This is a genomic window from Nocardioides nematodiphilus, assembly GCF_020216525.1.
Taxonomy (GTDB): domain Bacteria; phylum Actinomycetota; class Actinomycetes; order Propionibacteriales; family Nocardioidaceae; genus Nocardioides; species Nocardioides nematodiphilus.
The window spans coordinates 223,788-240,642 of record NZ_JAIWOY010000002.1 but is presented as its reverse complement, the minus strand read 5'-3'; the positions used below and the strand labels follow the sequence as shown (position 1 = coordinate 240,642).

At 71.5% G+C, this 16,855-nt stretch carries 15 protein-coding genes; 8 read left to right on the top strand and 7 right to left on the bottom strand.

Features of this window, described 5'->3' with window-relative positions:
* Positions 1–6: 6 nt before the first annotated feature.
* The 3 genes from fadD8 to KSO98_RS04160 all read left to right on the top strand — a co-directional run bounded on the left by fadD8 (position 7) and on the right by KSO98_RS04160 (position 5,077).
* Positions 7–1,581 carry a fatty-acid--CoA ligase FadD8 gene (fadD8, locus tag KSO98_RS04170; protein ID WP_225283679.1) on the top strand — a complete coding sequence of 525 codons (1,575 nt, stop codon included), beginning with the start codon at positions 7–9 and terminating at the stop codon, positions 1,579–1,581.
* A 27-nt stretch (positions 1,582–1,608) separates the two neighbouring features.
* Entirely contained in the window at positions 1,609–3,516 is a 1,908-nt protein-coding gene (locus KSO98_RS04165; RefSeq protein ID WP_225283678.1) for a S53 family peptidase, read from the top strand.
* A gap of 157 nt (positions 3,517–3,673) precedes the next feature.
* On the top strand, positions 3,674–5,077 hold the full coding sequence (locus KSO98_RS04160; protein WP_225283677.1) for a S53 family peptidase: 1,404 nt from the start codon (positions 3,674–3,676) through the stop codon (positions 5,075–5,077).
* Between the two features lie 9 nt (positions 5,078–5,086).
* Here the strand turns inward: KSO98_RS04160 and KSO98_RS04155 are convergent, their stop codons facing one another.
* Entirely contained in the window at positions 5,087–5,869 is a 783-nt protein-coding gene (locus tag KSO98_RS04155) for a crotonase/enoyl-CoA hydratase family protein (RefSeq protein WP_225283676.1), read from the bottom strand.
* Positions 5,870–5,916: 47 nt separating this feature from the next.
* On the opposite strand from KSO98_RS04155, the gene KSO98_RS04150 reads away from it, so the two are divergent.
* Entirely contained in the window at positions 5,917–7,578 is a 1,662-nt protein-coding gene (locus KSO98_RS04150; RefSeq protein WP_225283674.1) for an acyl-CoA synthetase, read from the top strand.
* Complete coding sequence (locus KSO98_RS04145) at positions 7,575–8,675, top strand: NAD(P)H-dependent flavin oxidoreductase (protein WP_225283672.1); 1,101 nt, start codon at positions 7,575–7,577, stop codon at positions 8,673–8,675. The genes KSO98_RS04150 and KSO98_RS04145 overlap by 4 nt, the downstream gene beginning before the upstream one ends.
* Here KSO98_RS04145 and KSO98_RS04140 read toward each other — a convergent pair.
* Genes KSO98_RS04140 through KSO98_RS04130 form a run of 3 tightly spaced genes read right to left on the bottom strand, consistent with a single transcriptional unit; the run spans position 8,672 to position 12,449 of the window.
* Positions 8,672–10,204 carry a long-chain-fatty-acid--CoA ligase gene (locus tag KSO98_RS04140; protein WP_225283671.1) on the bottom strand — a complete coding sequence of 511 codons (1,533 nt, stop codon included), beginning with the start codon at positions 10,202–10,204 and terminating at the stop codon, positions 8,672–8,674. The genes KSO98_RS04145 and KSO98_RS04140 overlap by 4 nt on opposite strands.
* Positions 10,201–11,220, bottom strand: a complete 1,020-nt coding sequence (locus KSO98_RS04135) for an acyl-CoA dehydrogenase family protein (RefSeq protein WP_225283669.1) — start codon at positions 11,218–11,220, stop codon at positions 10,201–10,203. Before KSO98_RS04135 ends, KSO98_RS04140 begins: the two co-directional genes overlap by 4 nt.
* Before the next feature lie 11 nt (positions 11,221–11,231).
* A complete protein-coding gene (locus KSO98_RS04130; protein WP_225283668.1) occupies positions 11,232–12,449 on the bottom strand; it encodes an acyl-CoA dehydrogenase family protein in 1,218 nt (405 codons plus the stop codon).
* Positions 12,450–12,497: 48 nt separating this feature from the next.
* On the opposite strand from KSO98_RS04130, the gene KSO98_RS04125 reads away from it, so the two are divergent.
* From KSO98_RS04125 to KSO98_RS04115, 3 genes are read left to right on the top strand one after another with little or no spacing between them, the layout of a single operon-like run.
* Positions 12,498–13,670: a 3-ketosteroid-9-alpha-monooxygenase, oxygenase component gene (locus KSO98_RS04125; protein WP_225283667.1), complete on the top strand. Its 1,173-nt coding sequence runs from the start codon at positions 12,498–12,500 to the stop codon at positions 13,668–13,670.
* Positions 13,670–13,957, top strand: coding sequence for a hypothetical protein (locus tag KSO98_RS04120; RefSeq protein WP_225283666.1), 288 nt, complete (start codon positions 13,670–13,672; stop codon positions 13,955–13,957). Before KSO98_RS04125 ends, KSO98_RS04120 begins: the two co-directional genes overlap by 1 nt.
* The gene (locus KSO98_RS04115) at positions 13,947–15,029 is read left to right on the top strand and encodes a ferredoxin--NADP reductase (protein WP_225283665.1); all 1,083 of its coding nucleotides are present in this window, start codon (positions 13,947–13,949) and stop codon (positions 15,027–15,029) included. Before KSO98_RS04120 ends, KSO98_RS04115 begins: the two co-directional genes overlap by 11 nt.
* Positions 15,030–15,031: 2 nt before the next feature.
* Here KSO98_RS04115 and KSO98_RS04110 read toward each other — a convergent pair whose 3' ends face one another.
* From KSO98_RS04110 to KSO98_RS04100, 3 genes are read right to left on the bottom strand one after another with little or no spacing between them, the layout of a single operon-like run.
* Positions 15,032–15,877, bottom strand: a complete 846-nt coding sequence (locus KSO98_RS04110; protein WP_225283664.1) for a class I SAM-dependent methyltransferase — start codon at positions 15,875–15,877, stop codon at positions 15,032–15,034.
* A gap of 17 nt (positions 15,878–15,894) precedes the next feature.
* Entirely contained in the window at positions 15,895–16,329 is a 435-nt protein-coding gene (locus tag KSO98_RS04105) for a nuclear transport factor 2 family protein (protein ID WP_225283663.1), read from the bottom strand.
* Positions 16,330–16,340: 11 nt separating this feature from the next.
* Positions 16,341–16,826, bottom strand: coding sequence for a nitroreductase/quinone reductase family protein (locus tag KSO98_RS04100; protein ID WP_225283662.1), 486 nt, complete (start codon positions 16,824–16,826; stop codon positions 16,341–16,343).
* Positions 16,827–16,855 lie beyond the last annotated feature (29 nt).

Genomic DNA, 16,855 nt, shown 5'->3' with positions numbered 1-16,855 from the left:
GGGCGCATGGACTCCCTGCGCTACGGAACCCACAACGGTCACGTCATGGTCGCGGCACTGCGCCGCCATCGCGACCGCCCGGTCATCCACCTCGGTGAGACGACGCTGACCGGCGCCGAGGTCGCCGCCCGGATCAGCCAGTACGTCCAGGCCTTCGACTCCCTCGGCGCCGGGCTCGAGGTGGGCGCCGCGCTCCTCGCGCCCAACCGTCCCGAGGTGCTCTTCATCCTGGGCGCCGGCCAGACGCAGGGCTACCGCCGCACCTCCCTGCACCCGCTCGGCTCGGCGGAGGACCAGGCGTACGTCATCAACGACGCCGGCATCTCCGTCCTCATCGTCGACCCCTCCTTCGGCGACCGCGCCGCCGCGCTGCTCAAGCTCTGCCCGGGCCTGGAGCGGGTCCTGACGATCGGGCCCGTACCGGCCGTGCTGGACGGGACGGGCATCGACCTCACCGAGGTCGCCGCCGGCTTCGAGCCGACCCGCCTCGAGGCCCGTACGCTCGCGCCGGACCACATCACGTCGATCACCTACACCGGCGGCACCACCGGCAAGCCGAAGGGCGTCATCGGGATGGCGCAGTCGTTCGCCACCATGGCGCAGATCCAGATGTCGGAGTGGGAGTGGCCCGCGCAGCCACGCTTCCTGATGTGCACGCCGCTGTCGCACGCCGGCGCCGCGTTCTTCGTGCCGGTCGTGCTCCAGGGCGGCACCCTCTTCGTCGCGCCGCGCTTCGACCCGGCGGAGGTGCTGCGGATGATCGAGGAGCTGCGGATCGACTCGCTGATGGTCGTGCCGACGATGCTCTACGCGCTGATGGACCATCCCGACTCGCGCACCCGCGATCTGAGCTCCCTGGAGACGGTCTACTACGGCGCCTCGGCGATCAACCCGGTCCGGCTGGCGGAGGCGATCGAGCGCTTCGGACCGATCTTCGCCCAGTACTACGGCCAGTCCGAGGCGCCGATGGTGATCAGCTACCTGGCCAAGGGTGATCACGTCGCCGCCGACGGCACGCCGATCCCAGGGCGCCTCACCTCCTGCGGGCGGCCCAGCGCCTACCTCCGTACGGCCCTCCTCGACGGCGACGGCGAGCCGGTCGCGCCCGGTGAGCCGGGGGAGATCTGCGTCGCCGGCCCGCTGCTCGCCGGCGGCTACTTCAACCTTCCTGAGGCGACGGCTGAGACGTTCAGGGACGGCTGGATGCACACCGGCGACGTCGCCCGGGAGGACGAGGACGGCTTCTGGCACATCGTCGACCGGACCAAGGACATGATCGTCACCGGGGGCTTCAACGTCTTCCCGCGCGAGGTGGAGGACGCGGTGGCCACCCATCCCGCCGTCGCCCAGGTGGCCGTGATCGGCACCCCGGACGACAAGTGGGGCGAGACGGTCACCGCCGTCGTGGTCGTACGCCCCGGTGCCGAGCTCACCGATGCCGTGGTCGCTGAGATCCAGGACGTGGTGAGGGTCAAGAAGGGGTCGGTCCACGTCCCCAAGCGGATCATCGCCGCGGACGCCATCCCGATGACCGCTCTGGGCAAGCCCGACAAGAAGGTGCTGCGCGCCACGCATGCGTAGCCTCCGGCGGGCCGGGTAAAGGGGTGCATGGGTCCCTGCCGCCGGCTCGTTCTCACCGTGGTGCCGCTGCTGCTCACCCTCACCTGCGTGGCCCCCGGCGCGCACGGTGACGTGAGTCCTCCGGCCCCGGCCCCGGCACCGATCAACCCGGCGGCACAGTGGACGCCGCCACCCGAGCCGGAGCTGGAGCCCGTCCCGGTGTCGGCGTGCCCCAGCCGCCCGGTGCCCGGCGCGGCGACCTGCCTGAGTCGCGTGGACGGCGAGGTCGCAGACGCATCGGCCGCGTCGGCGGCGCGTGCCGACGCGATCGGGTCGGCCGGCACGGCCGAGGCGCCGCTGCCCACGCAGGCGTTCCCGCAGGCCGTCACGAAGTCCGGGTACTACTCGCCGGCGGACCTCGCCAGCCTGTACCGCATCCCGGCCGGACTCACCACGGATGCCACCGTCGCCATCGTCGATGTCGGCAGCGACCCGAACACCGCGGCGCAGATGTCCTACTACCGCAGCTACTTCGGGTTGCCGCCGTGCAGCAGGGCAAGCGGCTGCTTCCGGGAGGTCGCCCAGGACGGCAGCAGCACGCTGCCACCCACCGACAGCGGCTGGGTCACCGAGATCGCGTTGGACGTGCAGGCCGTCTCCGCGATCTGCCCGACGTGTCACATCCTGCTGGTGGACGCGCGCTCGGCGCGTTCGACGGACCTCGGCGGCGCCGTCCAGACGGCCGTACGGCTGGGCGCGTCGTACGTCTCGATGTCCTTCGGCGCTCCCGACGGCACGCAGAACGCCACCCTCAACGTGAAGTACTACAACGCCGCCGGTGTCACCTACGTCGCGGCGGCGGGCGACAGCGGGTACGCGGGCGGCACGATGTTCCCCTCCTCGGCGGGCAACGTGGTCGCGGCCGGTGGCACCAGCGCCCAGCTGGTCTCCGGCCACTGGCAGCAGAGCGCGTGGGCGGGCACCAACTCCGGGTGCTCGTCGGTGGGCCTGCTGGGCAGCATCACCGGGCTCGTGCAGTCCCTGCTGAGCGGCTCCTCGTGCCCCGACGGCCGCGCGGTCACCGACCTCTCCGCGCTCGCCGATGCCGACACCGGGATCCTCTTCTACGTCGGCGGCGGGTGGTACAGCGGCGGCGGGACCTCACTCGCGGCGCCGATCCTGACCGCCCTCTACGCGCTGGCCGGCAACCACACGGACCCGCTGGCGATCTACCAGAACGCGACGGCCGTGCCGACCGCGTTCGTCGACATCACCTCGGGACGCAGCGGGACCTGCAGCACCGCGCTCTGTGTCGCCGGCAGCGGCTGGGACGGGCCGACCGGCATCGGGACGCCGGCCGGACTCGCCGGACTGCGACCCGGTGGTGCCTCCGCGACGCCGCTGACCCGCGCCACGACCGCCTCGGCTCTGAGTCACAGCGGGACGTACCCCACCACCCTCGTCTACCGACTGGCCGACGCGACCACCGGAGCCCCGGTGAGCGGGGCGCTCGTGCAGGTGGAGGCCGACACGGGGCGGGGGCTCGTGGCGATCGGCACCGCCCGCACCGGGAAGGACGGCTCGTTGCGCTACGCCGTGAGCCCGCACGGCCCGACGTCGTACGAGGTGCTCTACGGCGGCGACCTGTCGCATGCCGCCAGCATCTCGCCGTCGGTCCGGGTGGCCACCTTCGCGCCCGCGGTGCGCCTGACCCGGGCGCGGGGAGGGATGAGGATCGTGGCACGGGCGCCGTGGGGTGCGGCCGCCTCCGGCCTCCCGGTCTCGCTGCAGCGGCGCGCCGGTGCGCGCTGGCACACCGTCCGCCACGTGCGGACCGGCACCGCGGGGACGGCGCGGGTCAGGATCCGCACCTCGCGTCGCACCGCCTACCGTGCGATCTACGGTGGCGGGATCTGGACGTCGGGCCGGACCGCCGTGCTCCGGGTGCGCCGCTGAGCGCTTGGCGTAGCGCTTGCACGCCGCGGTCGTTGGACCCGACGTGCGCAGTCTCCTCTCGGGCTTGCTGGCGGGTCTGCTGATCCTCTCCGTCGGCTCGGCAGTCACGTCGGGGCCGGACGGCCCCGTCCGGCAACCCGTCCGGGCAGTGCCGTGCGTGAGCGATCCTCCGCCCGGCGTCGCCGCCTGCATGAGCCTGGTCCACCTGCTTCCCTACGGCGCGGCGAGGGCCGCGTCGCACACTGGGACGAGCAAGTCCGGCAGTTACACCCCCGCGGACCTGGCCAGCCTCTACCGCATCTCGCCCGTCGCCACCTCGCGCGCGACGATCGGCATCGTGGTCTCCGGCCACGACCCGAGCACGCCGGCGCAGCTGGCCTACTACCGCGACTACTTCGGCCTCCCGGCCTGCACCAGGGGCAACGGGTGCTTCCGTGAGGTCGGCCAGGACGGCAGCACCCGGCTCCCGGGCACCGACAGCAACTGGGTCAGCGAGACCGCGCTCGACGTCCAGGCGGTCTCCGCGATCTGCCCGACCTGCCGCATCCTTCTGGTCGATGCGGACAGTGCGCACGCGAGCGATCTCGGCGCCGCGGCCCGCACGGCGGCGCGACTCGGCGCGACGTACCTCTCCCTCTCCTACGGCTCCACCCGTAGCCTCGACGACAACCGGATCAACCTCGCCGACTACAACACCCCGGGCGTCACCTATGTCGCGGCGACGGGCGATCACGGGTACGGCGTGCCGACCTTCCCCGCCTCGGCGAGCAACGTGATCGCCGTCGGCGGCACCACCGCCAAGCTCGTCTCCGGCACCTGGAGGCAGAGCGCGTGGCCGGGCAGCGGATCGGGTTGTGCGAACAGCCTGCTGGGCGGCGTCACCGGCGCGCTCCAGGAGCTGCTCGGTGGGAGGGTCTGTGCCAGCGGGCGGCCGGTCAGCGACATCTCGGCGCTCGGCGACGACCAGACGGGGATGATGTTCTACCAGGGCGGACGCTGGTGGAGTGGTGCCGGCACGTCGCTCGCCACGCCGATCATCGCCTCGTTGTACGCGCTGGCCGGCAATCACGTCGACCCGCAGGCGATCTACGACAACGCCGCCGCCGACCCCGCCTCCTTCGTCGACATCACCAGTGGCTCGAACGGCTCGTGCGCCAACGTGCTGTGCGACGCCGGGCCCGGTTGGGACGGCCCGTCCGGCATCGGCACGCCGGCCGGTCTGGCCGGGCTCACCTCCTCGGGCACCGTGGCCGCACCGCTGACGCAGCTCTCCACTGGCACATCCTTCACCCGCTCGGGCCGCCGGCCGGTCACGCTGCGCTACCGCCTCTTCGACCGAGGCACCGGCTCGGCGATCGCCCACGTCCCGGTGCGCGTGCGGGCCCGCCGCGGGCACGCACGCTTCGCGACGGTCCGCAGCACCTTCACCAACGCGAGCGGCGCGGTCGTCTACCGCGCGAGGCCTCAGCGCCGTACGACGTACCGCGTGGTCTTCGCCGGCGACGGCGTCCACCGCCCCGCGACCTCCCGCACCATCACGGTCAGGCCGCGACACCGCTGACGGTGGAGGTCAACGGCCGTGGAAGACCGGCGTCCGCCTCTCCAGGAAGGCCTTCGGCCCCTCCTTGGCGTCCTGGGACATGAAGACGGCGCCGCCCACGCGGGCATCGTCCTTCCAGCACTCGTCCTCGTGCCGGCCCTCCGAGTCACGCATCGTGCGCAGGATCGCCTGGACCGCGAGCGGGCCGTTGGCGGCGATCATGTCGGCCAGCTCGTGCGCCTTCGCGAGCGCGCCCCCGTCGGGCACGACGTGGCCGATCAGGCCGATCTCCTTGGCCTCGGCGGCGCCGAGCGTGCGACCGGTCAGCAGGAGCTCGGCGGCGACCGTGTAGGGGATCTGGCGGGGGAGCCGGACGGCCGATCCGCCCAGGGGGTAGAGCGACCAGCGCGCCTCGGCGACGCCGAACTTCGCGGACCCGCCGGCCACCCGGATGTCGGTGCCCTGCAGGATCTCGGTGCCACCGGCGATCGCCGGGCCCTCGACCGCGGCGATGAGCGGCTTGGTGAGCCGGAAGCCCTTGAGCAGTCCCTTGATCACGCTCGCGTCGAACGCGCCGGACTCCAGCGACTCCGAGGGCGGCTTCTCGTCGGCGGCCTTCAGGTCCATGCCGGCGCAGAAGTAGCCGCCCGCACCGGTCAGGATCGCCACCCGGATCTCGGGGTCGTCATTCACCCGGTCCCAGGCGGACTCCATGATCCGCAACATCTCCCCGGAGAGCGCGTTGCGGCGCTCGGGGCGGTTCATCGTGACGACCAGCTTGTGGCCGTCCTGCTCGACGAGGCAGTCAGTCATAGGCGTGACGGTAGCGAAAAACTGAAACGTGTTCTAGTCTCGCCGTCGTGGCCCTGAACATCGCCGATCTCTTCGAGCACGCCGTCGACGCAGCGCCGGACAAGCCCGCCGTGCAGGTGGGCGACCGCGTCGTCACCTATGCCGAGCTGGAGCGCGAGTCCAACCGGCTCGCGCACTACTTCCTGGCCCAGGGCATCGAGCCAGGCCAGCACATCGGCCTGTACGCCAAGAACTCCGCCGAGCACGTGATCGGCCTGATGGCGATCTTCAAAGTGCGCGCGGTCGCGATCAACGTGAACTACCGCTACGTCGCCGGCGAGCTGGAGTACCTCTTCGACAACGCCGACCTCGTCGGCCTCGTCCACGACCGGGTGTACGCGCCGCTGGTCGCCGAGCTGCTCCCGAAGACGCCGCAGCTGCGCGTCGTCGTCGCCGTGCCGAACGTCCTCGACGAGGAGACCGATGACCGGGTCCGGCTGATCAAGGGGTACGACGGCGTGCTCCTCGACGATGCCCTTGAGGGCCAGAGCGAGGCTCGCGACTTCGACGCTCGCAGCGCCGACGACATCCACATCATCTACACCGGCGGCACCACCGGGTTCCCCAAGGGCGTGATGTGGCGCCATGAGGACTTCTGGCGGGTGCTCGGCGGCGGCATCGACTTCATGAGCGGCGAGTACCTCACCGAGTACGACCAGTCGGAGAAGGCCAAGCAGCCGAGCCTGGTCACGCTCCCGCTCAGCCCGCTGATGCACGGCGGCGCCCAGGCCAGCCTCCTGATGCACCTCTTCGCCGGCACCGTCACGATCCTCGAGCCGCGCTTCGACCCCGTGCGGACCTGGGAGATCATCGACAAGCAGGGCGTCCACATGGTGTTCATGACCGGCGACGCGATGGCACGCCCGCTGATCGAGGCGTACGAGGCCTCCCTCGACACCGACCACCCGTTCTCCGGCCAGACCCTGTTCGCGATCGCCTCGAGCGCCGCGATCTTCTCCAAGACGGTCAAGGAGCGCTGGATGGCGCGCTTCCCCAACGCCGTCTTCACCGACTCGGTCGGCTCGACCGAGACCGGCTTCCAGGGCACCGGCCTGCAGGACGCCAGCGCCATCTCCAACGACGGCCCGGTCATCGGCCTGGGCCCGCACACGGTGATCATCGCCGACGACGGCACCCTGCTGGACCCGGCCACCGACATCGGCAGGATCGGGCGTACGGCTCGCGGGGGGCATGTCCCGCTCGGCTACTACAAGGACCCGGCCAAGTCCGCGGCCACCTTCATCGAGATCGACGGCGCCCGCTACTCGGTGCCCGGCGACTACGCCCGGATCGAGGAGGGCAACCGGATCACGCTACTGGGCCGCGGCTCGAGCAGCATCAACACCGGCGGCGAGAAGGTCTACCCCGAGGAGGTGGAGGCCGCGATCAAGGCCCACCCCAGCGTCTACGACGCGCTGGTCGTCGGCGTGCCCGACGAGAAGTGGGGCCAGGCCGTCGCCGCCGTCGTGCAGGTGCGCGAGGGCGACACGGTCGACCTCGCCGGACTGCAGGACTTCCTCCGCGCCCACCTCTCCGGCTACAAGCTGCCGCGACTGCTCTCGATCGTCGACGAGGTGCCGCGCAACGCCGCAGGCAAGGCGCAGTACCCGGCCGCGAAGCAGATCGCGCTCGACTCCATGACTGTGACCAAGGAAGGGGCCAACGCATGAGGACCGACCTGTGCGAGCGCTTCGGCATCGAGTACCCGATCTTCGCCTTCACCCCGTCCGAGCACGTGGCGGCCGCGGTCTCGCGCGCCGGCGGCCTCGGGGTGCTGGGCTGCGTCCGCTTCAACGACCCCGAGGAGCTCGACACGACGCTCTCGTGGCTCGATGAGAACACCGACGGCAAGCCGTACGGCGTCGACATCGTGATGCCGATGAAGGTGCCGACCGAGGGCACCGCCGTCGATCTGGCGTCCTACATCCCCGAGGGACACAAGGAGTTCGTCGACAAGACGCTGCTCGCCCTGGGTGTGCCGCCGCTACCGGAGGGCGAGGGCCGCGAGGGCGTGCTCGGCTGGCTGCACTCGGTGGCGCGCTCCCACCTCGACATCGCGTTGCAGCACCGTCCGGTGCTGATCGCCAACGCGCTCGGCTCGCCGCCGGTCGACGTCATCGAGAAGGCCCATGAGCACGGCATCGCCGTCGCGGCACTCGCCGGGGCCGCCAAGCACGCCCTGTCGCACGTCGCCAACGGCGTCGACATCATCGTCGCGCAGGGGTATGAGGCGGGTGGCCACACCGGCGAGATCGCCTCGATGGTGCTCCAGCCCGACATCGTCGACGCGGTCGGCCCGGACGTGCCGGTGCTCGGCGCCGGCGGCATCGGCTCCGGCCGCCAGATCGCGGCCTCGCTCGCGCTGGGCTGCCAGGGCGTGTGGACCGGCTCGATCTGGCTCGGCACCGAGGAGTACCAGAGCCTCAACAGCCACGCCGGCTGGGTCGAGGCCTTCACCCGTGCCACGTCCGCCGACACCCGCCGGGTGAGGATCTACACCGGCAAGCCGGCCCGGCTGCTCAAGTCGAGGTGGACCGACGCGTGGGAGGCCGAGGACGCCCCGGCGCCGCTCCCGATGCCCCTGCAGAACCTGCTGGTCGCAGACGCCCACAACCGGATCAACGCCGCCGGCGACCCCGACGTCGTCTCGATGCCGGTCGGCCAGATCGTCGGCCGGATGAACGAGGTGCGGCCGGTCGCCGAGGTGATCGCGAGCCTGCTCAGCGAGTACGACGAGGCCGTCAAGCGCCTCGAGGCGCTGCGCTAGCGGGTCCAGGTCGTCCCGAGGCCGGCGTCGAGGTCGCGCAGGCTGCGCTTGAGCACCTTGTTGGTCGCCGTGCGCGGCAGGGTCTCGAGAACGCGTACGACGCTCGGCCAGGCCTTGACCGACAGGTCGGGCTGGGCGGCGAGGAACCCCCACAGCTCCTCGGCCGACAGGGGAGCGCGCAGCACCAGGGCGGTGGCGACCTTGTCGCCGACGTGGTCGGGCAGCGCGTAGACCGCGGCCTCGGAGACCGCCGGGTGGCGCAGCAGGATGCGCTCGATGGGTGCGGTCGCCATGTTCTCCCCGTCGACGCGCAACCACTCACCGCTGCGCCCGGCGAAGTAGATCCACCCCGCCGCGTCACGGTAGGCCAGGTCGCCCGACCAGTAGATGCCGCCGCGCATCCGCTCGGCCTCGGCCGCAGGGTCGTTGTAGTAGCCCGCGAACGCGCCGGCGCCGGCGGTGTTCGCCAGCTCGCCGATCGCCGTGGCGGCGTTGAGGAGGCGCCCATCGGCGTCGAAGCGGGCAGCCGGCGTCTCCCGCCCCGTCTCCGGGTCGAGCACCCTCACGCCGTCGAGCGGCCAGCCCAGGCTCCCGGGCGGCATGTCAGGACGGCGCTGCACGACCACGGCGTTCTCGGTCGAGGAGTAGGAGTCGACGACCAGGCACCCGAAGCGCCGCGCGAAGTCGGCGATGTCGCCCTCGTTGGCCTCGTTGCCGAAGACGATCCGCAGCGGGTTGTCGGCGTCGTCGGGCCGCTCGGGCGTGGCCAGGACGTACGAGAGCGGCTTGCCGACATAGTTGGCGTAGGTCGCCCCGAACCGCCGCACGTCGGGCAGGAAGCCACTGGCCGAGAACCGTGGCGCGAGGGCGAGCGTCGCGCCAGCGGCCAGGCCGACCGCCCATCCCGCCATGATCGCGTTGGAGTGGAACATCGGCATCGCGACGTACACGACGTCCTGCGGTCCGAGCCCGAAGCGGTCGGCGAGCATCAGCCCGGGGATGGTGATCTTGGCGTCCGTCACCCGTACGGCCTTCGGCTCACCGGAGGTCCCGGAGGTGAAGATCAGCATCACCAGGTCGCCGGGCGTGGCCTCGCGTGCCGGTGCCGGGGTGCCCTGGTAGCCGGCGAGGGTCGCCTCCCACTCCGGCGAGTCGGCGTCGATGACCGGCACGCCGACGTCCTCGGGTAGGAGGTCCCGGTGCGCGGCATCGGTGAGGACGAGCTGGCAGTCGGTCCGGGCGATGTCGCCGGCGAGGGCCGGCCCGCGACGGGTCGTGTTGAGGCCCACGACCACCTGCCCGCCCAGAGCCGCGCCGCCCAGCAGGAAGGCGAGCTCGGGGACGTTGTCGAGCAGCACCCCGACGTGCGGCGGCCGATCCGGCGTCAGCATCGACGTCAGCGCAGCGGTGCGGGCCGCCGACTCCGTGACGATTTCGCGCCACGACCAGGCGGCGTCCTCGACGAGCAGGCCGGGCCGGTCGTCGCCGGCTCGGGCGAGCAGGAGGTCGCGGACGGTTCCCGGAGTCATCGGGCGAACGCGCGGCCGATCCGCAGCGCCTGCTCGGTCGCGCCGCCGTACGCCATCTCGAAGCGCTTGGCCGCGGTGAAGTAGCGATGCGTCGTGCCGTCGAGGTCGATGCCGACGCCACCGTGGACGTGGACGGCGGTGTGCGCGAGCCGGTGGCCGGCGTCGGCGGCCCAGAGCTTCGCGGTGGCCACCTCGACCTCGGCGGGCAGGTCTTCGGAGAGCCGCCAGATCGCCTGCCAGGTCGTCAGGCGCAGGCAGAGCACGTCGATGTAGCCGTCGGCCAGGCGCTGCGAGACGGCCTGGAAGGACCCGATGGGCCGGTCGAACTGCTCGCGGGTGCGGGCGTAGTCGGCCGTCTCGGCGAGCGCGCCCTCGACGATGCCGAGCTGCTCGGCGCAGGCGAGCGCGGTCAGGAGGTCGCCCAGCCGTGCGGCCGCGACGGCGTCGCCGATCCGGGTGGAGGGTGTGCGGTGGAGGAGGATCTGCGCCGTCGTGTCGCCGTCGCTGGTGTGCTGCGCGGCGCGGACAAGATCGGGCGCGTCGGCAGTCCTGATCAGGTGGACGCCGACCCCGTCCGGCCCGGTCGCGGTCACCAGCAGGGTGTCGGCCACCGTGCCCGCCCGTACGAGCGTCTTCGTCCCGGTGAGCAGGCCATCGGCGTCCGCGGTCACCGTGGGGGAGACGGGCAGGTGCTCCAGGTCCTCGGCGACGGCGGCCGCATACAGCCCCGCGGTGGCCTCCAGGCTGAGCGAGCCGAGCAGCGCGACGCAGGCCGCATGGGTGGCGAGCGGGACCGGTGCGATCACCCGGCCCGCCTCGACGAGCACGCGCGCGACGGTGATCAGGTCGAGGTCGGTCCAGTCGAAGGCCTCGCCCAGGGTCGCCCAGAGCTCGGCGTCGAAGCGCGCCCCGCTCGCCTCGGCCGCACGCTGGCGCTCGAGGGTGACCTCGCCGGCGAGGATCTTGGCGGCGAGAGCGGCGGCCTCGTCCTGCTCGGGGGTGAATGTGAAGTCCATGGGTGATCGCCTTATCGCCGTGACGTGGTCTGGCCGAGACCGACCATGCCGATGATGTCGCGCTGGATCTCGTTGGTGCCTCCACCGAACGTCATCACGAGCGACGAGCGGGCGTACCGCTCGAGCCGCCCGGCGAGCACCGCGCCGGCGGAGTCTCCGGTCACCGACGCGGCCGGGCCGACGACCTCCATGAGCGTCCGGTAGATCTCGGTGTTGAGCTCGGACCCGTAGACCTTGGTCGCGGAGGCGTCGGCGGGCGACATGGTGTCGATCTCGGCGGCGAGCTTCCACTGGATCAGGGTGAGCGCCTCGATCCGGGCGTGTGCGCGTCCGAGCAGCAGCTGCACCCACTCCGAGTCGATGACCCGCGAGCCGTCGGGGCGCCGGGTCCCGATCGCCCAGGCCCGGACGAGATCGAGCGAGTGCACCGTCGCCGCGCTCGACGTGAGCGCGACCCGCTCGCGGTTGAGCTGGTTGGTGATGAGCCGCCAGCCGCCGCCGCGCTCGCCGACCAGGTTCGAGGCCGGGACGCGGACGTCGGAGTAGTAGGTCGCCGACGTGCTGACGCCGGCGACGGTGTGGATCGGGGTGTAGGTCACGCCCGGGCCGTCGGCCGGGACGAGGATCATCGAGATGCCCTGGTGGCGCGGCCGGTCGGGCTCGGTGCGGCAGGCCAGCCAGATCCAGTCGGCGTACTGGATGAGCGAGGTCCACATCTTCTGGCCGTTGATCACCCACTCGCCCCCGTCGCCCGCCGCCTCGTCGAGCACCGCCTTCGTCTGGAGCGAGGCCAGGTCGGTGCCCGAGCCGGGCTCGGAGTAGCCGACGGAGAAGTGCAGCTCTCCGCGCAGGATCCGCGGCAGGAAGTACTCCTTCTGCGCGTCGGTGCCGTACTGCATGATCGTCGGCCCGATCGTGTTGAGCGTCAGGTAGGGGATCGGCACCCCGGCCACCGCCGCGACGTCGGTGAAGATCAGCTGCTCGACCATCGAGCGGTCCTGCCCACCCCACTGCGTGGGCCAGCCGATCCCCAGCCAGCCGTCCTCGCCGATCTGCCGGATCACCTCCCGGTAGACGCCGGCCTCGCCCATCTCCCCGCCGGGTGCACTCCCGAAGTCGCCGGTGGCGCCGGACAGCGCTGCCCGTCGCTCCGGGGTGACCAGCTCGTTGAAGTAGGCACGCAGCTCCGCACGCAGGGCCTCCTGCTCGGGTGTCAACGCGATCCGCATGTGATAAAACTAGAACATGTTCTCATTTGCGTCCATGGGAGGGCTGAGATGACCGCGACCGACACGGCGGCACGCATGCTGGACCGGGGTGTCACCCCGGAGCGCTACGCCCGCGGCTGGCACTGCGCCGGCCTGGCCGACGCCTTCCGCGACGGCAAGCCGCACGCGATCGAGACGTTCGGCGCCAAGCTGGTCGTCTTCCAGGCCGCGAACGGCGAGTTCGGCGTCCTCGACGGCTACTGCCGGCACATGGGCGGCGACCTCACCCAGGGCGAGGTCAAGGGCGACGAGCTCGCCTGTCCGTTCCACGACTGGCGGTGGGGCACCGACGGGCGGTGCAAGCAGATCCCGTACGCCCGGCGGGTCCCGCTCCGGGCGCGCACCCAGCGCTACGAGACGGTCGTACGCAACGGACAGCTGCTCTTCTGGCACGACCCCGAGGGCTCGCCCGCCGACCACGACCTGCTCCCGCCCGAGCTGCCGGGCGTCGGCACCGACGAGTACACCGAGTGGTTCTGGGAGACCGTGCCGATCAAGGGGTCGCACTGTCGCGAGCTGATCGACAACGTCGTCGACATGGCGCACTTCTACTACGTGCACTTCGCGTTCCCGACCAGCTTCCGCAACGTCTTCGAGGGCACCCGGGCCACCCAGTTCATGGAGAGCAAGGGCAGGCCGGACAAGGCTGCCGACGCTGGGGGCTACGGCGACGCCGACATGGTGCTCACGTCCGAGGCGACCTACTACGGACCGGCGTACATGATCAACTGGCTCGAAGTGGACTACAAGGGCTTCGTCACCGAGGTCGTCCTGATCAACTGCCACCTGCCCACCGGGCCGGACTCGTTCACCCTGCAGTACGGCATCACCGTCAAGAAGCCCGAGGGCCTCGACGACAAGACGGCGCAGTACATCGCCAAGAAGTACGCCGAGATGTTCGGCACCGGCTTCCTCCAGGACGTCCACATCTGGCAGAACAAGGCGCCGGTGCAGAACCCGCTGCTGTGCGAGGAGGACGGCCCCGTCTACCAGCTGCGTCGGTGGTACGAGCAGTTCTACGTCGACGTCGCCGACATCGCGCCCGACATGGTCGCGCGCTTCGAGTTCGAGGTCGACACCACCAAGGCCAACGAGTTCTGGCACGAGGAGGTCGCCGAGAACCTGCGACGCCGCGACGCCGCGTCCGAGGCCGACGCGCCGCTCGAGGGAGCCGGCCACTGATGGCCTCCTTCGTCCCGACCAGCGAGGAGACGCTGGCCGACCAGCGTCTCTACACCGCCGGCTGGCTCACCTCCGTCTCCTGCCAGGACTGCCTGGCCGTGGTCGGCGTGCAGAAGAACTCCGCCCACCACACGTCGATCCAGTGGAGCGCCGAGGCGCTCGCGGCGTGCCCCGAGATGGGGCGGCGGCCCCGCGAGCTGCACGCGGGCTGCCCGCGCCTGCAGGCCTCCATCGAGCAGGCCGTACGCGCCGGCCAGGTGCCGATCGGAGCCGGCGATGGGTTCTGAGTCGGGCATCGAGCTGAAGGTCCTCGACGTCGTGCGCGAGACCGAGGACGCCGTGTCGGTGGTCTTCGACTCCTGCCTCGAGTTCAAGCCGGGGCAGTTCCTGACGCTGGCGATCCCGAGCGACCGTACGGGCCTCGTCGCGCGCTGCTACTCCCTGTGCAGCGTCCCGGGGGAGCCGCTCACCGTCACGGTGAAGCGGACCGCCGACGGTTACGCGTCGGGCTGGATCAACGCGGAGCTTCGCCCCGGCGACACCATGCGCGTCCTGGAGCCGTCCGGCATCTTCACGCCAACCTCGCTCGACGCCGACCTGCTGCTCTTCGCCGGCGGCTCGGGCGTCACCCCGATCATGTCGATCGCGCGCACCGCCCTGGAGCGCGGCCGCGGTCGGATCACCGTCCTCTACGCCAACCGCGACGAACGCTCGGTCATCTTCGCCAGGCAGTGGGCCGAGCTCGCCGCCGCGCACCCCGACCGCCTCGAGGTGATCCACTGGCTCGAGTCGGTCCAGGGCCTCCCGACCCAGGAACAGCTGCGCGCCTTCGCCTCCCGCTTCACCTCCTACGACGCCTTCGTCTGCGGCCCCGCGCCCTTCATGAAGATGGTCACCGCCGCGCTCAAGGAGCTCGAGTTCCCGCGCGAGCGCCGCCACCAGGAGAAGTTCGTCAGTCTCGGCGGCAACCCCTTCGGCGATCTCGACCAGGCGGAGGAGGCCGCCGAGGAGATCGCCGCCGCCGAGTCCGACGACGACACCGCTCCTCGGGTGGTCGACGAAGGAGACGTATCGACGCCCGGTCCGGTCCGGCTCGCCGCCGAGCTCGACGGGCGGACGTACGACTACGACGACTGGTCCCCGACCGCGACGCTGCTCGAGCATCTCGAGTCCAAGGGCGTCAAGGCGCCCTACTCCTGTCGTGAGGGCGAGTGCTCCGCCTGCGCGTTCCGGCTGCTCGATGGTGAGGTCAAGATGCTCAAGAACGACGTCCTCGAGACCGAGGACCTCGACGACGGCATCCGCCTGGGCTGCCAGTCGGTCCCGGTCACCGACAGCGTGAGCATCACCTACAGCTGAGGTCAGTGCCGGGCGGCGACGGCGATCCGGCCGTTGCGCAGCGAGGTCGCGTGCGCGGTGGGCGTGCCGATCCGCTCGGCGACAGTGAGCAGGTCCTCGTCGGTCTGGACGCCGAAGCCGGCGTCGGTGAGCAGGTGCGCCATCGCGCCGGGGGAGAGCAGGGTGTGCCACGGCTCGCCGACGTGGCGCGCGAGGAGCCGGCCGGCACGGGCGCGCAGGGACCGGGTCTGGTAGCTCACGATCAGCGTGCTGCCGCGCGCGGACCGCTCCGCGACGGCCACCAGCGTTCGCTCCACATCCGCCCGGCGCAGGTATGGGACGACGCCCTCCCAGATCCAGGTCGTCGGGGAGTCCGCATCGTGCCCGGCCGACTCCAGCGCGTCGCCGAGCGACGAGACCGCGAGGTCGGCGGACTGGAAGCGATGGGTCCGCGCCAGGGAGGGTCGAGCACCGAGCCGGCCCTGCTTGTCCCGTTGCGACGCGGGGTGGTCGATCTCGGTGACGTCGACGTCAGCCAGCTCCGCCATCCGCCACGCGCGCGCGTCGAGCCCGGCGCCGAGGATCACCAGCTGGGGGTGCGCATGGGCACGGATCGCGGCATCGATCGCCACCGTCCGCGGGACGACGACGGCCGCGCACGCCGCCACGGACTCGTACGCGATCCGTTCGCGCCACGCGGCGGGCACCGCAGCGGCCCGGACCGCCGCCACGACCGCCCGCTCGTCCTCCCGCAGCAGCTCCATCGCGACCGGGTCGGAGAACGACCCGACCGCCAGCCGCCCGTCGCCGACCGCCCGCCCCTGGCAGACCAGCACGGCGGTACGACTCGCGGCTCGCTCGGTCGGCATGCGACCGATTCTGCCCCTCAGAAGCCGCGGGTCCAGACCACCTGCTCGCGCAGCCGGCGCGAACGCCAGCCGTCCGGCGTACGGGTGAAGGTGTGGTGGTAGATCCCTCCGACCTCCACGACGCGCTCGCCGCCGGCGCCGCGAGGTCCGTCCGGGATCACCATCGGGTTGTGGAAGTAGGCCTGCACGTTGGCCGCGTCGCCGGCGAGCGCGATGTCGACCTGGCCCATCGTGTGCATGCAGCGGATCGCGAAGGCGTAGAGGTTCTCCGCGAGCCAGGCCTGCACGTCGGGGAAGACGCCGATCGTGCCGCCGGACTCGGAGTAGTCGATCTGAGCGTCGGGGGTGAAGACCTCGTCGAGGTCCTGGAAGTCGCCGGCGTCGATCGCCAGCGTGTAGCGAGTGAGCGCCTCGGTGATCTCGGCGCGATCCAGCAGGTCCTGCAGCTCCATGGTCCCTCCGCTCAGCGCGGGTCGAGGATGACGATCGGGATCTCCCGGTCGGTCCAGCCCTGGTAGGTGTCGAAGTCGGCGTAGAGCGCCACCATCCGCGGCCACAGCTCGGCCTTCTCCTCGGCGGAGGCCACCCGGGCGCGCACCTGCCGGCGGCCCTCGCCCTTGAGGATCACGGCCGTGTCGGGAGTGACCTGCACGTTGCGGAACCACTGCGGATGGGTGGGCAGACCACCCTGGGAGGCGACCACGATCAGCCGCGGCCCGTCCTCGAGGTAGACCAGGGGAGCGGTGAACCGCTTGCCGCTCGTGCGACCGACGTGTTCCAGCAGCAGGATCGGCACCGGGTTTCGCCAGCCGGCGGAGATCCGCCAGGTAGCGCCGAGGCGTCCCTTCGTCGCGCGGAAGATCGCCGTGTTGGCCTTCGCGCCGTACTTGATCAGCCGGGTCGTCCAGGGGGAGTCGAGACCCGGCGGGCGTTCGGAGGGCAGCGGCATGAGGCTTACTCTGGCACAAACTTAGAACA